Here is a 14,574-nt window from a genome sequence, read left to right on the forward strand (position 1 = left end):
ACGGCTCAGGCCGCGGATTTCTGGATGGAGAAGAAAATGGGGAAGACCCCAAACGGATTCGTACCGAGCATGGCTTCCTTGTCCGCCGGCTTAACCTGGTAGCGGAAAGTGATCGCATACCGCTGCTTGCGCGGCTTGTACCCATCCTCGGTTGTCGTGGTCACGAACTCCACCACCACGGTGCTGTCGGGCAGGCTGGCGATATTGGTGAACTTTGGCTCCCGGGTGAGCGTCGGCGCCGACATCACCTGCCGGAACGGCTCGTCTTCATCCACCCATGCCTTGAACTGCTCCTTGGCCGATCCCAGCATCTGCTCTCGCACAGAGCGCAGGTTCGCCGCCATGCGCGACGACTCGATCTGTGGCGTCAGAATGGGCTCGATGGTGAACCACCGCTGCACGAGATCCTTGAGCGCGGCCTGCACCTGACGTTCATCCGGCCGGAATGCGTCGAGTTCACGCGTGATCGGCTTCCCGGTCGCATCCGCCGAAACGCCCACGACCTTCACTACCGACGGGGGCGGCTCTCTGGTCAGAATGGCAGCGAGAGCGACGCACGCGGCGCCGACTGTCGCGAGCTTCCAGTGATTGCGGTCCACGGTAATGCGCGTGGTCCGATCGAAGATGACTTGCTCTGGAGGCTCTTCGCCATACATGCCTGGCGCAATGGTCAGGGGCTTGGCTTTGTCGGTGGATCTGCGTAGGAATCGCATGATGCGGCTGGACTTTTGGATGCCGCTAATTGAATCAGTGAAACCAGCTACACCTGCCCTCGAAAGCTGTGCCAATTTGCAGAGCTTTCCATTTTTCTTCTCGCTGCACCTCAAACTGACGATCCCATAGCCGTCGGGATGGCTTGCCCAATGGCACTTGCCCCGAATCCCGCAGTTGCGGGCCCAAACCAGGTGTCAATCCTCGAAAGCTCAGGATTTGACCGCGTGATTCGCAGTCTTTGGGAGGAACATGTTCCTTCTGGCTCGACTCGGTCCGTTGGGTGCAGCACGACTTCGTCGAAAGCTCTTGAAAATGGCCTAGCTTTCAGTCGACTACAGGATCGTTTGCCCGCCAACAATAGCGGGCATGGAATCAGCGTCCACCAACCACCCTCTTCTGCAGCTCACGCAGCTGGCCGACAGCGCCGTGTCGATGTTCTTCGAATCGCTGGCGCCGTTGCACGATGTCATTCATGCGGATGACGTGGCGGAGGTCATGATCAATCGCCACAACAGCATCTGGGTCGAGCGACGCGGCATCATGACCCGACTCGATATCGAGATCGATCCGTTCAAGATCGAGGGGGCGATTCGTTCCTTGGCGTCGTCGGTAGAAAAGTCGGCGGTGCGCGGCACGGCCCAGGGCATCATCAACGCCGGTCACAAGGGCCTGCGGATCGCCGCCGTGATGCAGCCAACGTCGATCGACGGCCATGCTCTGAGCATCCGGCGGCATCGCGAGAAGAACATGCGCCTGTCGGACTACGTGTCGGCCGGCGCGTTCTCATCCCTTCATGCGCGCACGGAAACCGAGACGCCCATCTTCTGCGGCCCTGTCGAGGACGACGCACTCGCCCAGGCGCTCGGCGAGCTAGTCCGCCAGCGCAAGAACATCCTGGTGGCAGGCGGTACGTCTTCAGGCAAGACCACGCTACTCAATGCCATGGTCGGAGAGATTCCGGCGGAGGAGCGGGTCATCACCATCGAGGACACGACGGAGCTCAAGCCCAGCGTGCCGAACGTCGTGCGGCTGCTTTCCAACGCCGACAAGGGCGTGACCACACAGCATCTCGTCGCGCTCTCTCTGCGCTTCCGGCCAGACCGGATTCTTGTTGGCGAAGTCCGGGGCGGCGAGGCTTACGACATGCTCCAGGCCTTCAACACCGGCCACGACGGCGGCATGGGATCGCTACATGCACCGAGTCCCCGCATGGCCTTGTCTCGTCTTGAAAGCATGGCGCTGCTCGGTATCCCGCCCGGCTCCGGCTGGAAGGTCGAAGACATGCGTCGCCTCATTGCCGACTGCATTCATTACGTCGTGCACATGAAGCGTTCAGGCGACATGCGCGTGCTCTCCGAGATCATCGAGATCAAGGGCTTTCGCAACAACGACTATGAGTTTCAACGCGTTTTCTAAACCTCAGGAGTCTCTCCGCATGACCTCCCAGTTCTCCCAGCGCGCCCGCGCCACGGCTCGCAAGTACGCCCCGTCCGCCCTGCTGCTCGTCGGCATGATGGCCGTTGCCACCTCCGCCGTCGCGGCGGACGATTCGTTCCTCGGCAATCTTGGCAACTTTATCTGCGGCATCGCCACGTTCATCAACACGAAGTACCTGTTCGTCATCGGCCTGATCGTCATCGTGCTCGGCGCCTATGCCTACGCCAATGCTGAATCGAGCCTGTCCAAGTTCATCTCCGGCGCTTGCGTTGGCGTCGGCCTGGCCGCGGCCGCGCCTTCGATCCTGAAGACGCTGAACATCGTCGCCGCCTGCACCGGCTTCTAAGAGATGAGAAAGCACCATGTGAGCATCGGCCTGTCGATGCCTCGCCTGATCGCAGGCGCGGTGCGGGGCCTCGCCATTGCCAACGGCACCATCGTCGCGCTGCTGATCTATATCACCTACCGCAGCGGCTGGGAGATCCCGGTGTCGATCTTCGTCATCGGTCTTTGCACCCATGCGTTGCTGGCGTGGCTGACGAGCCGGGATCCGTGGTGGAACCAGATCCTCAACGTCTACAACATGTACGGCGACCTGTACGAGTCGGTGCCCTGGCACGGCAAGTCCGACGCGGTGTTCCGCCGGCCGTACGGCTTTGACAGTGACTTGCCATGCTGAAACTCAAACGCCGGCCGCTGGCAGAGATCGTGCCGTGGCTCACGTCCCTCACCCCGGAACTGATCCTGAACAAGGACGGCTCCCTTCTTGCGACCTACGAGTTTCGTGGCGTCGATGCGGACAGCGCCGACGCCAGTGACATTACCTCAGCCCGAGACCAGCTCGACCAGGCTTGTCGATCCTTCGACAACCGGATCACAGCCTGGTGGCGTCTCTCCCATCGCCGTACTACCGGTTTCATCGACGGCGAGTTCAGCAACCCCACGGATGCCCGGCTGAATGCGCTGAACCGCGCGCACATGACCACTGGGCGGTACTTCCGCAACACCCACGCGCTCAGCATTGCCTATACACCCGAATCCGGCATTGCCAAGTTCTTCGAAAAGATTGGCTACCACATGACCGTCGGGGGGCGGTCCGTCTACGGTGCGATCGTAGAAGCCGCCAAGGATACCGTGCTGTCTCGCAGCGCGTTTGCATTCGATGTGGAGAAGATGCAGGCCGATACCCGACGTTTCGAGGCCATGCTCGACGCGTTTGCTGGCGGCATCCCGCGAATCAAGCCGACACGGCTCACGATGCAGGACAGCTATGCGGCGCTCCATCAAGTTGCCAACCCCAGCGTGCCGCCGCGTCGCATCCGGTATCCGGTCACGCTGCTCGACACGCACCTGACGGAATCCGAAGTCACGGTGGGTGCCGAGAGACTGCTGTTCGAATCCGCCCATGGCAAGCGCTATGCGGCAGTGGTCGCGGTCAAGGAATGGATGAGCTTTCAGGAAGCAGCGCTGGACAGCCTCCTGCAAGTGGATGCCGAGCTGGACATTTGCATCATGTACCGGTTTCTGGACACCGCGCGCGCCACCGCCTACATCGAGAAGGTGCGTCGCTTCTACAAGATGGCCGCGGTGAACCTGCGCTCCATGATGAAGCAGTATGTCTCGAAGGAAGAAAGCGAAAACGACGAAGGCCGCGAAGAGCTCGCCAAGGAAGCGGGTCACGCCCTCAAACGGCTCACCGCCGAGGGCGTGCAACATGGCTTTGCCAACATCTCGGTGATTATCTATGCCGACTCGGAAAGTGAGTGCGAAGACGCCGTCAGCGAGGTGGTGGGCGCATTGACCAATGCCGGGTTCGGGGCGATTCGCGAGAAAGCCAATCTGATGCCTGCATGGAACAGCACCCTCCCCGGTCGCTGGGACAAGCAACGGCGCCTGCAGTTCGTCGAGACGCCGGCGGTATCTGACATCGCGCCCGTCCGCTCCGTTCTGGAAGGCCCCACGTTCAACGCATGGCTGAGCGAGAAGACCGGCGCCGAGGTGCCCCCACTCACCTGCCTGCCAACGCGCCACCGAACCATCCAGCGCGTCGACATGCATCAGCGGGGCGGCAATGGTCATTTGTTCGTGATCGGTCCGATTGGCGCAGGCAAATCCGTATTCCTGAACTTCTTGGTGTCGCAAGGCGACAGGCACAAGGCCCGTCGGATTCGCTTCGATAAGGATCGATCCACCCGCATTCCCACGTTGCTCAGTGGCGGCACGTTCATCGACGTGACGGGCAAGTTCCAGACCAGCACGCCTGTAAATCCCTTGTCGCTGCTGGCCGATCCCGCGAACTTCACCTACGTCACGGAATGGCTGACGCTCGCCCTCGAAGACGATGACTTCACACTGTCGCCGCAGCAGGTCCAGGACATCTTCGAGGCGGTGAAGCTAGTCGCGGCCTACCCCCGCGAACGCTGGACCCTCAGTTCGCTCTCCACGATGCTGCATGCGGATCTACGCACGCGGCTTCAGATCTGGCTCAAGGGCGGTCAGTACGGTCACTTCTTCGATCACGCCGAGGACGCATTCGCCGTCAGTGACAACCTGTGCATCGAGATGGGCGAGCTGTTCCAGAAGTATGAACGCGCAGCGGTACTGTTCACCGACTACGCCTTCTACCGCATCAGCCAGTCGATGGACGGTATCCGCTACACCATCATCGAGGTGGAGGAATGCGGCTTCTTCTTCCAGAACGAACGCTTCTACAGGCGCTACGAGGATTGGATTACCACCATCCGAAAGCTCAACGGCGCCATCTGGTCCGCGACGCAGTCTCTTCGCCAGATTGCACGCGTCGCGAACTTCGAAATCCTCAAGGAGAACATCGCCAACTGGGTCTACCTGCCTAACGGCCAGGCCAAGACCAGCCCGGATCTCTACAAGGACAAGTTTGGCCTGACCGATGATCAGGTTCAGCTGATCTCTGACGCGGTGCCCAACCGCGACTACCTCCTGATCACGAACACCCAGACCCGGATGCTGCAGACGGCATTTTCCGACGAGATGGTAGCCATGCTGCGCTCGGACGGTGTCGCACAGTCCATCTGCGACAAGCACCATGCATCGGGCGAACCCGACTGGCAAGACCGCTACGTGCGCGAAATGCTCGCGCGCGCAGCATAACTTTGGAGAATCAACGTGAAGAAGTGGATCGCCAACATCGCCATCGCAACCTCGGTCTTCGGGGCTTCTTCGGCCCATGCCGCGCTGCCCGTCACCGACTGGGTGGGACTCATTCAGACCACCATGACAGCAATGCAATCGCTGAAAACGGAGGTCTACGAGAATACCAACATCGCCTACCAGTACAAGATGATGGCCAACCAGCTTCTGCAGTCCACGGGCCTGGACGCCGCCGCCCTGACGGAACAGCTGGACGCGATCAGGGATGACATCAGCAAGTACGAGGTCTACGGCACCTCGCTCAAGGACCTGTATGGTACGGTCTCGGACAATGCCGACTATCTGAAGAAGATCCAGAGCATGGTCGTCGCCTCGGGCAAGACAAAGGAGCAATGGTTCCAGGACCAGCGCCAGCTGCTGAGCAACGGCGATAAGACGGCCAAGAACCTGTTCAGCCTGGGCGAGCAGATCTTCAAGAACACCCAATCTGTCGCGCAGCGCCGCCAGAAGATTCAGGCACAGGTCAAGCTCTCGCCGACGGCTCAGGCGGCGGCGCAATCCACCAATCAGATGCTGGACGTGCTTGCCAGCCAGAACTCGGATTTGCTGCAGCTCATGAGCGTGCGGGCCCAAGCGGACGCGGACAAGGACCAACAGAGCGTCGCAAGGGAAACGCAAAGCGCTGAGGCGATGCGCGCGATCACGACTGCGCAGGATGAGGAACTTCGGCAGTTGCGTGCCCGGGTGTTCTCTCGCAAGCTGCAAGCCGACTGAGCGGGTACCGGGAAGCCATGCTATTGCGTCTATTGATTCTACTGGTCACTGCTGTGCTATTGCACACAAACGTGGCGTTCGCTCAGGCCGAGATTGCCCCCCTGATGATTGGGTCGCAGGCGGAAGAATCCACCAAGACCCCGCCGTCATTCTCCGGACCGAAAGGGACGATCGGCGAATCTCTCAAAAATTGGGTCGGCCAGTTCGAGTCGTTTCGCAGCGGCCTGATCGCAAGCGCTACACCGCTGAGTCAGACCATCCGATCGGAGACCGACAAGGTGGCCTATGGCTTGGCACTCATCACGCTGACGCTGGCCGGCATCCGATTCGCTGCAACGAACGATCCGACCACGGCGTGGACGGACATGTTTGAGGCGTTCATGCTCTTGGGGATCTTCGCAGGGATCTATTTGGGGTACGACAAGTTCGCACCGGGAATTTTCGAATGGTTCAAAATGCTCGGCGACAAGATCGCCGGTACTCGCTCCAGCAATCCGGCCTTGACGCTCATCTCGGTAGGCGCCGGCTTCCTGGACACCTACAACAAGGCTATGGACGCGGCAAGCGGCCTCTCCATCCTTAGCGTAGCCCTTTCCGGGATCGTCCTCATCATTACATTTGTGGTCTGTGCGGCTGCAGCGCTGCTCTACAGCTTCTTCATCGCTTTAGGGGAGGTGCAGGCCGCCGTCGGCATCGTCGTGGGGCCGCTCGCTGTTGCGCTCGCATTCTCGGATTACTCGCGCCGATTCTTCTTCTCCTGGCTCGATTTCATGATTAGCGCCTCGATGTACACGGTCGTTGCGTCCGTCATGGCGCGACTCGTCTCCAGCGCCTTCACTTCGACGATGGTCGATCAGACTGACATCGGCACCCAGTCCCTTGCGGGCGCTGCCTATGCGCTCGGCGTCGCGATTTTCATGCTGCTTGTCGCGCTGGAGATTCCCAAGATGGCGGGCGCAATCTTCGGGTCCGGTGGCGGGCTGAGCGGGGGTGCGGCCGGGCGTCTGGGAATGAAAGCCGCTAGCGGCATCGGCGGGTTCCTGGCCAAGAAGGGCAAGTGATGACGGTCCATCACAACCTGCCTCCAGTGGCTTTGCTGGCCTCTCACGACAGCCGCCTTGCGTTGGTCCGGCAGTACGCCAACGAGCCGAATGGGGAGGATTTTGATGCCAAGTGGCTGAGCGTGCTGGATCGATGCGCCGCGTGGTTCTCCAGCATGCCGCTTCGGCCGAACGAGCACGCCGAGCCAGGCGGGGCGTTCCGAGCGACGGTCGAAGCCGCCTACTTCGCCATGCGGTTGTCCGGCGCCCAGAAGTTTGCCGCAGATCAGACCTCGGAACGCCGGCGCCAGCTTGAGCCTCAGTACCTGTATGCGCTGTTCCTCGCCGCGTGCTGTTCGCGGCTGGACGAGCCCTGCCGCCACTTCCAGTTTCACCGGATGCGCGACGGAGCGGAATGGGTTCCTGCCGCCCACGGGGCGTTCGGCGCGTGGCTTGGCGATGACACCTACCGGGTCACCCGTCGTGAGGCACCTCTTCCGAGCGAGCGGATGCGCACGGCACTGCTCGCGCGTGAAATTCTGGGTGCGGAACGGTTAGGCGCGTTTGACAGCCAGGTCCTGACGGATCTGTTCGGCGCCATCAACCCTGATCCGCGGCCGGCCGGCCTGGAAACGCTGCTGCACAAGGTGGTGCGTCAGGCCATCGAAACCGTCACCCAGTTCGAGTTGAAGGCCCGTCGGGCGGCCTTTGCCCCGGACACAACACCTGCCCCGTCAGCGCACGCGCTGGCCGCCGATGGCGTCACCGGCGCGTCGACGCCGCCAGCGCAGGCGAAAACGGAGACGGCGCCCGTACCCGAGACGGAGACGCCGGCGAAAGCGGAGCAACCGGAGATTACGACCGAGGCGGATCCAAGTTCCCCAGCCGGACTCCAGCAGGCCGGCAGCGATGCGAGCGCGCAGCACCGTGCGTCGCCTAACACCTTAAAGCTCGACGGTGCCCGAACCTTGCGCAAGGAAGCACCGGCCGAGGATCCGTTCAAGGCGATAGCTGGCACCTCGAACCTCATGCGCGAATTCTTCAAGGCGCTCTCCCAGGACGCGGCCGCCGGCAAGACGAAGGTAACCCGGGTTGAGGGAAAGGTTGCCATCAGCAAGCGCTCCCTGGGCAACTATGGCATTGCCTCAGAGACGCTCATCGAAAATCTGCGCAAGTTCAAGCATCTCTGCAAGATCGTGGGGCAAGACATCCTGCTGGTCAACGAGGTTGGAAACCTGATCTTGCCTGACTCCGAGGCGCCTGAGGAATGAACCAGTACATCAATCACTTTCGCTCCATCTACGAGTTCCGCGCAGTCGTCGGTTGGGCGTTGGCTGTCTTGCTGCTTCTTGTGAGTGGCATGCCCAACAGTGGCTACTTTGCGCTGGGTGGCATGGGATTCCTGCTTTTTCGCTCCACCCAGGTATGGCGGGCGCTGAGATTCCGTCTTTCCATCTCCACGAAATGGCTGACCCTCATCGGGATCGATGATCTCCTGACACAGAGCCGCAAGTTGCGCTCGGATGACAAGGACGACGATGCCATGTATTTGGGTACCGGCTACGAATGGACCCAGAAGCACTGTCAGATCGCCCACGACATCCTGCGTATGCCGTCGAGCGACATCCCGGGCCTGCCAAAATGGCTGCCAAAGGACACGGTCAAGGCTATCGAGAAGGCGTTCGCCCCAGAGAACAGCATTGCAGACCGATCGCCACAGGGCAAATCCTGGATCGGTGGCATGGAATCCCTGCGCAATCCCGTCCCCTTTCACTACAAGGCGATGGGCGGCCACACCTCGATCAGCGGCACGACCGGTTCGGGTAAGACACGGACGTTCGAACTCATCTCGACACAGGTCATTCACAACCCGAATGACATTTTGATCGCGATTGATCCGAAGAATGACCCCGATTGGGTCGCTAGGTGCAAGCGCGAATGCGAGCGGACCGGCCGCAAGTTCCTGTACTGGAAACAGGCCGCACCATCGCAGTCTATCCGGTTGAATCCGCTGGAGAACTGGTCTCAGCCCTCGGAGATCCCGACGCGTATCGCCCAACTGATGGAGGAAGGCCCTTTTCGCCAGTTCGCCTTTCTGTTCATCGACCGCGCCGTGAAGGGCGAGCTCTATGTCGGCGACAAGCCGAACCTGCGCTCGATCCTGCAGTACGCACAGAACGGCATCAACAATCTGCTTGAGCGCGGGCTGGAGCGCTTCTTCCCGGAAGCTGGGAAGCCGGATTGGGAAGAGGAAGCCGCGGGGTATATGCAGAAGGTTGCGCAGAAGGCGGGTGGCACCCGCCTGGACGCCATGGTCAGCCTGTACATCGACCGATTCTCCAAGCTGGGCAACGGGCATGAAGCGATCGACGGCCTCATCTCGACCTATCAACACGACCGCGATCACTACGGCCGGATCATTGCATCCGCCCTGCCCCTGCTGCAGATGCTGGCGACCGGCGAGACAGGCCTAATGCTGGCACCAAAGGCCGACGACTTTGAGGACGACCGCGAGATCTGGGATATCGACAAGGTCATCAAGCAGAAGGCCGTGCTCTACGTTGGGGCGGACTCCCTTTCCAATTCGATGGTGGCGCAGGCCGTCATGTCGATGCTGCTTGCCGACATCGCTTCTGTCGCGGGCGCGATCTACAACTTCTACGCCAAGCCGCCCGAAATCGTCCTGGTGGTTGACGAAGCCGCGGAGGCCATCAACGAGCAATTGCTCCAGCTGCTGAACAAGGGCCGCGGTGCAGGCTTCAAGGCCTTCGTTGCCTACCAGACCCGCTCCGACTTCACGGCCAAGCTTGGAAACGTGGCCAAAATGCAGCAGGTTTTGGGCAATTTGAACAACCAGATCGTCTTACGATTGGAAGACATCGACACGGCGCAATGGTTCTCCGAGAAGGCCGGCACCACCGCTATCCGCAACCTGGTCGTGTCGAGCAGCACCAGTACCGGAACAGAGGCCCACATCGGTGAGTTCAGCGGCTCGGTGTCCCGTTCAGCTCAGCTTGAGAAGGTACCACTCATTCCACACGACCTTGTCATGCAACTGCCGAACCTGCAGTACTTCCTGCGAATCTCTGGGGGCGCTGTCTACCAGGGCCGAATTCCCATCATCAAAGACTAAACACCAATGCGCAGCAGCCTGTTCCGACAAATCGTCAAGGAGTACAAGCTCTCGGCGAAGCTTTCGCCGGTGTTTTCCCTATCGCCGGATCTCGATGACATTTGCACCCGCGTGGTCGACTACGTCGGTGTGAACTTCCGCGTCCGCGAAGAACCCTTGGTCAAGGAAATGCTGGCCGATGGCATCACGGCATGGCGTGCCGCGCGCAAGCACAGCGACCCTAATGTGGCGTTCATGAAGGGCCTGTTCTCCCGCGCGCATGAACTCTATGGCAAGCGGTACGCGGCATTCAAAGGCGAGAAATACAACGTCTGGTATCCGTTTCACGAGTCCATTCCGGCATTCGAGCAGCGCCAGCCCGAAGGCTATGTCTGCCGGGTCGTCGACGAGCCGGCGCCAGGCGCAATCACCCAGCGCTGCGCTGCGTTTCAGCTCGCCGCCCGCGTGCTGACGGGCTACACCTTTACCCGCTACTTCGAGAACTACGATGTCGCTGGCAACTTTGCACAATGACGCACGCCGCCTTGCGATCCGCCTCAAGCAGGCTCCGGCGCGCATGGCTGCCAAGCTATTCGGTGTCGACCCGGCGCTTGCCCTGCACATGCATGAGTGGCTGACGGCTCCGCCTCCGGGCGCGCTGGCAATGCCGCTAGCCTTCACCACTGGAGCCGCGGCAGCGTGCTTTGCGCTCATCAAGATCTCCGTGGTCAAGCCGGCTGTCTTCTGGGGCGCGTTGGTCGCTTTCCTGAGCCTGCCGGTATTGCTCGCCCTGCGATGGAGCTGACATGGCAAATAGCCGATTCGCGTCGCACGTCCGCCTGTGGCTGATCTTTTCGCCGCTGATGATCTGCACGCTCGCCCCTTTCATCCAGGACCAAAGCGCCTTCGAAATCAGTGAGGCGGAACAGGCTTCGGTTGAGCTCGTCCTCGGCCGGGAAAAGGCCGACGTCGCCGTGACACTGGCCAACGCCCGCTTTCACCAATGGTTCATCGAGAGCGGCGTCGTCAAGTCGTCGTTCTCTGGCTCTGACGCCCAGACCGGCTTTTCCGATGGCGGCGCGTCTGCCTTCGGTAGAAGCTGGATGCAGCACTTCTGGCTAACGATCTACCGCGCACTATATCGCGCCGCGGTCGGCCATTATTGGCTCGTTGGAGCAATCGTGCTGTTCCTTGCGCTGTTCAATGATGGAACCGTGTCGCGGAAGATCCGCGCCGCGGGCGCCGGTTTTGCCAATCCGGTGTCCTTCCATGTGGCGGCACACGGGTTGATGCTCTGCTTTGGCTTCGGCGCATCCGCCCTGCTCTTACCACTTCCCATGCTGGCGACCTGGTGGACCTTCGGGGTCTGCCTGGTCGGCCTGCTCTGCTGGCGCCTTGCAGCGTCATTCCACGTCGGCAAGTAGCCGACTCCGCAACGACTAACAGGGCCGGGTATCCGGCCTCCTAAAGGAGAAATCATGACCACGACCGATCTGACCCCTGCAGATGCGCCGCTCCAGGACGTTGGTCCGACCGACGATACCGTTGCACTGCTCAATGAACCGGCTACCACGCTTGGCTCGATCGATAGCTCCGGCGACGTCGAGACAGAGCTCGCGGAGATGGAGCAGTCCGCCGATGTACTGCGCAACGAGGGTCTGATCTCGACAGCGGACCATGAGGAGCGCAAGGCCCAAGTGGAACGCACTCGCAAGCTGTTCCGTGATCTCGCGCCCGAGGACCGCCAGGCGATCGTTCGCCGTCGCCGTGAACTCGGCCTGCTGATTCTCAATCGCGAACTCGCTGGCGCGGCAGTTGTTCCTGTGGCGCTGACACTCAATCACACGCGCCTGCGCCCGCTCTTCGAGCAATGGTGGCCGTATATGAACCGCATGTCGCTGAACCTGCAGCGTTTCGGGGCGGCCACCTTCTCGCGCAGCGAACTGTCGACGTTGGAGAACTACCTCGAACGTGAGCTCTCGAAGATCGAGGACTATGTGGACGAGCAGCTGCGTGTGGCCAAAGCCTATCGCGAGCAACGGGAACAAGAGATGCGGGCAAAAGACGAGATCGTGTTCGTGCCGACGATCCAGCGCCCTTCCCTTGCTCTCGAAGTCCAGGCCTACTCGCGCTTCTCGGTACGCGCCCTGCAGGTTCTGATCAAGTTCGATCAAACCATGGACCAGTTCGACTTCATGGTCTGGAACGGTATTCGTGACCAGAGCGACGTCAACGACGAAGTCACCCGCTTCCTGCGCAAGTTCCAGCCGCTTGGCCTGCGCAGCTACACCACCCATCTGAAGCTGATGACGACTGTGCGTGGGGTCTGAATTCGATCTCATCGAGTGCATCTTGATGACAGCTACAGGCAGATCCCGCCGCCCGGTGCCGGCATCTGCCTCCACGTGACACGACGTGCCAGTTCGTTTGGCTGATCCGCAGTCAAATCGAGTCGGTTCATGTGGTAGCTGGTGCCACATGTTGTCTCCTGCGGCGTCTTACTATCAGCAAGCCCACCGAAGATCGCCCAAGTGGTACTCGATGGCACTTGCAACTATTCGACCTGTGTCGGCCATGTCTCTAGCTGAAGTACTCGAAAGACTCAATCCGTCCCAACGCGAAGTCGTGGACTGCCGGGAGCACTGTGTTGCCGTGGCGGTACCCGGTGCCGGCAAGACCGCAACGATCGCAGCGAAGGCAGCGATGCTTCTGGGTGACCCGAATTTGACCGTAGGCGCTGTGACGTTCAGCAAAGACGCGGCGGTCGAGTTGAGAGACCGAATTCTCTTACTAGCGGGACCAGGCGCGAAGAAGCGATTGATTGCCGGGACCTTTCATTCGCTCGCATACAAGCAGCTTACTTCGGCGGCTGGCAAGCGACTAGACATCGCCTCAGACGGAGACCGTGCCGCCCTGATTGCGCAAGTTCTCCAGGAGAGCGGCTTCGAGTGGAAGCTCGACGAAGCCATAGCGGTGATCGAACGCCTAAAGACTGAGCTGGATATGCCTGCGATGGACGGCCTCGAAGGTCAGCTTCTTGCTGCGTATCAGGAGGCCTTGGAGCGAAACGGCCGACTGGACTTTCAGGACCTGATGCGGCATGCCGTGGATGGAATGCAGCGCGGCGCTATCGAGCCATACGGTGTTGATGTGCTTCTCGTCGATGAGTACCAGGATTGCGATTCGCTGCAAGCGTTGTGGACGGCCATCCATGCGCGAGCTGGCGCAACGACCACACTTGTATCTGACGACGATCAGACGATTTTTGGTTTTCGGGCTGCGCTCGGATTTAGAGGGATGGAGGCCTTTGCAAGAGAATTCAATGCTCGGCAAATTGTCCTGGGCATCAACTACCGATCTCATTCCGAGATCCTCTCAATCGCCGACAAGGTGATTCGGAACAATCGTGAGCGAATCACGAAGGAACTTATTTCACACAAAGGACCAGGCGGTACTGTCGACTTCCAGCGCTACGATGATGAGTACAAGGAGGGCGTTGCCGCAGTTGAAGCGATGACCGCCGCAATTCGTACGGGGAAATCGGCGGCAATCCTGGCTCGCACCAATCGCATTCTGGATCCCATTGAAGCTGTCTGCCGTTCGCATGGGGTCAAGTATCACCGTGCTGCGGGACGATCGATTCTCGACCGCCCAGAATCAGCGCTAATGGGAAACCTTCTCGAACTGATTCAGCAGACCAAATCCAGCGGGCTTGACGCGCTTCTAGGCTTCTCTGGTATTGGTTCGACAGATCTCCAGGCACTCCATAGGAAGCTATCGTCTGAAAAAGGCGCTGAGGGCGCGAAGAAGAAGGATCTCGTAGCCGCTGGTCTCAGCGAAGATGCCGCTGAAAAGTATCTGGATCTGAATAAGAAGATGGCAGAATGGCGCGCGCTCTGCGTGCGCCAGTTCCATGCACTTGTTCTTGATGGTGTGCATGAATGGATGCTGAAGTGTGCCAAGTCTGACCAGGGCAAGCGCTCCATCAACACCACCTACGATGTTCTTTCCAGATTGAATGGTCCATTCTCAGACCGTCTCGATTTTCTACGGCGCAGCAACAACGAGCCAGCAGATGACGCCGTGGTTCTAACCACCTTTCATTCCAGCAAGGGCCTGGAATGGGACCATACAGCCCTGATTCGGCTCGAGGAGAGCGTCATTCCCGATGACGGAAGCACCGAGGCAGAAGAGCGACGGCTCTTCTATGTCGGGATTACGCGTGCCCGTCGCACCATGGTCCTTTCAACAGCAAAGAAGAATCCGACATCACGCTTCGTCATCGAGGCCGGGCTGGCATAGCTAAAGATTCTCGTCGTCTTGCCGTCAGAACTTGACTTCGCTCAGTCAGAGCTAGCCTTTTCGGGT

Annotated in this window: 14 protein-coding genes; 13 read left to right on the forward strand and 1 reads right to left on the reverse strand. The window is 60.2% G+C overall.

What is annotated here, in order from left to right; genetic code table 11:
• Nucleotides 1-5: 5 nt before the first annotated feature.
• Nucleotides 6-713, reverse strand: a complete 708-nt coding sequence (locus IPF36_RS16840; RefSeq protein WP_195429030.1) for a VirB8/TrbF family protein — start codon at nt 711-713, stop codon at nt 6-8.
• Between the two features lie 367 nt (nt 714-1,080).
• On the opposite strand from IPF36_RS16840, the gene IPF36_RS16845 reads away from it, so the two are divergent.
• The 13 genes from IPF36_RS16845 to IPF36_RS16905 all read left to right on the forward strand — a co-directional run bounded on the left by IPF36_RS16845 (nt 1,081) and on the right by IPF36_RS16905 (nt 14,508).
• On the forward strand, nt 1,081-2,130 hold the full coding sequence (locus IPF36_RS16845; protein ID WP_195429032.1) for a CpaF family protein: 1,050 nt from the start codon (nt 1,081-1,083) through the stop codon (nt 2,128-2,130).
• Between the two features lie 19 nt (nt 2,131-2,149).
• Nucleotides 2,150-2,497, forward strand: a complete 348-nt coding sequence (locus tag IPF36_RS16850; RefSeq protein ID WP_195429034.1) for a TrbC/VirB2 family protein — start codon at nt 2,150-2,152, stop codon at nt 2,495-2,497.
• Nucleotides 2,498-2,500: 3 nt separating this feature from the next.
• The gene (locus IPF36_RS16855; protein WP_195429037.1) at nt 2,501-2,830 is read left to right on the forward strand and encodes a conjugal transfer protein; all 330 of its coding nucleotides are present in this window, start codon (nt 2,501-2,503) and stop codon (nt 2,828-2,830) included.
• Nucleotides 2,824-5,280: a VirB4 family type IV secretion system protein gene (locus IPF36_RS16860; protein ID WP_195429038.1), complete on the forward strand. Its 2,457-nt coding sequence runs from the start codon at nt 2,824-2,826 to the stop codon at nt 5,278-5,280. Before IPF36_RS16855 ends, IPF36_RS16860 begins: the two co-directional genes overlap by 7 nt.
• Nucleotides 5,281-5,295: 15 nt before the next feature.
• Nucleotides 5,296-6,054: a conjugal transfer protein TrbJ gene (locus IPF36_RS16865; RefSeq protein WP_195429041.1), complete on the forward strand. Its 759-nt coding sequence runs from the start codon at nt 5,296-5,298 to the stop codon at nt 6,052-6,054.
• Nucleotides 6,055-6,125: 71 nt separating this feature from the next.
• Nucleotides 6,126-7,115 carry a type IV secretion system protein gene (locus tag IPF36_RS16870; protein ID WP_368671163.1) on the forward strand — a complete coding sequence of 330 codons (990 nt, stop codon included), beginning with the start codon at nt 6,126-6,128 and terminating at the stop codon, nt 7,113-7,115.
• Nucleotides 7,115-8,365 carry a TraI domain-containing protein gene (locus tag IPF36_RS16875; RefSeq protein ID WP_195429052.1) on the forward strand — a complete coding sequence of 417 codons (1,251 nt, stop codon included), beginning with the start codon at nt 7,115-7,117 and terminating at the stop codon, nt 8,363-8,365. The genes IPF36_RS16870 and IPF36_RS16875 overlap by 1 nt, the downstream gene beginning before the upstream one ends.
• On the forward strand, nt 8,362-10,227 hold the full coding sequence (traD, locus tag IPF36_RS16880) for a conjugative transfer system coupling protein TraD (RefSeq protein WP_195429054.1): 1,866 nt from the start codon (nt 8,362-8,364) through the stop codon (nt 10,225-10,227). Before IPF36_RS16875 ends, traD begins: the two co-directional genes overlap by 4 nt.
• Before the next feature lie 6 nt (nt 10,228-10,233).
• Entirely contained in the window at nt 10,234-10,740 is a 507-nt protein-coding gene (locus tag IPF36_RS16885; protein ID WP_195429057.1) for a hypothetical protein, read from the forward strand.
• A gap of 43 nt (nt 10,741-10,783) precedes the next feature.
• On the forward strand, nt 10,784-11,011 hold the full coding sequence (locus IPF36_RS16890) for a hypothetical protein (protein WP_255519810.1): 228 nt from the start codon (nt 10,784-10,786) through the stop codon (nt 11,009-11,011).
• Between the two features lies 1 nt (nt 11,012).
• Nucleotides 11,013-11,630 carry a DUF4400 domain-containing protein gene (locus IPF36_RS16895; RefSeq protein ID WP_195429061.1) on the forward strand — a complete coding sequence of 206 codons (618 nt, stop codon included), beginning with the start codon at nt 11,013-11,015 and terminating at the stop codon, nt 11,628-11,630.
• Nucleotides 11,631-11,684: 54 nt separating this feature from the next.
• Nucleotides 11,685-12,536 carry an ATPase gene (locus IPF36_RS16900; RefSeq protein ID WP_195429062.1) on the forward strand — a complete coding sequence of 284 codons (852 nt, stop codon included), beginning with the start codon at nt 11,685-11,687 and terminating at the stop codon, nt 12,534-12,536.
• Between the two features lie 244 nt (nt 12,537-12,780).
• Nucleotides 12,781-14,508: an ATP-dependent helicase gene (locus tag IPF36_RS16905; RefSeq protein ID WP_195429222.1), complete on the forward strand. Its 1,728-nt coding sequence runs from the start codon at nt 12,781-12,783 to the stop codon at nt 14,506-14,508.
• Nucleotides 14,509-14,574: the final 66 nt, after the last annotated feature.

The sequence above is a fragment of the Cupriavidus sp. IK-TO18 genome (assembly GCF_015549295.1).
Lineage (GTDB): Bacteria > Pseudomonadota > Gammaproteobacteria > Burkholderiales > Burkholderiaceae > Cupriavidus > Cupriavidus oxalaticus_A.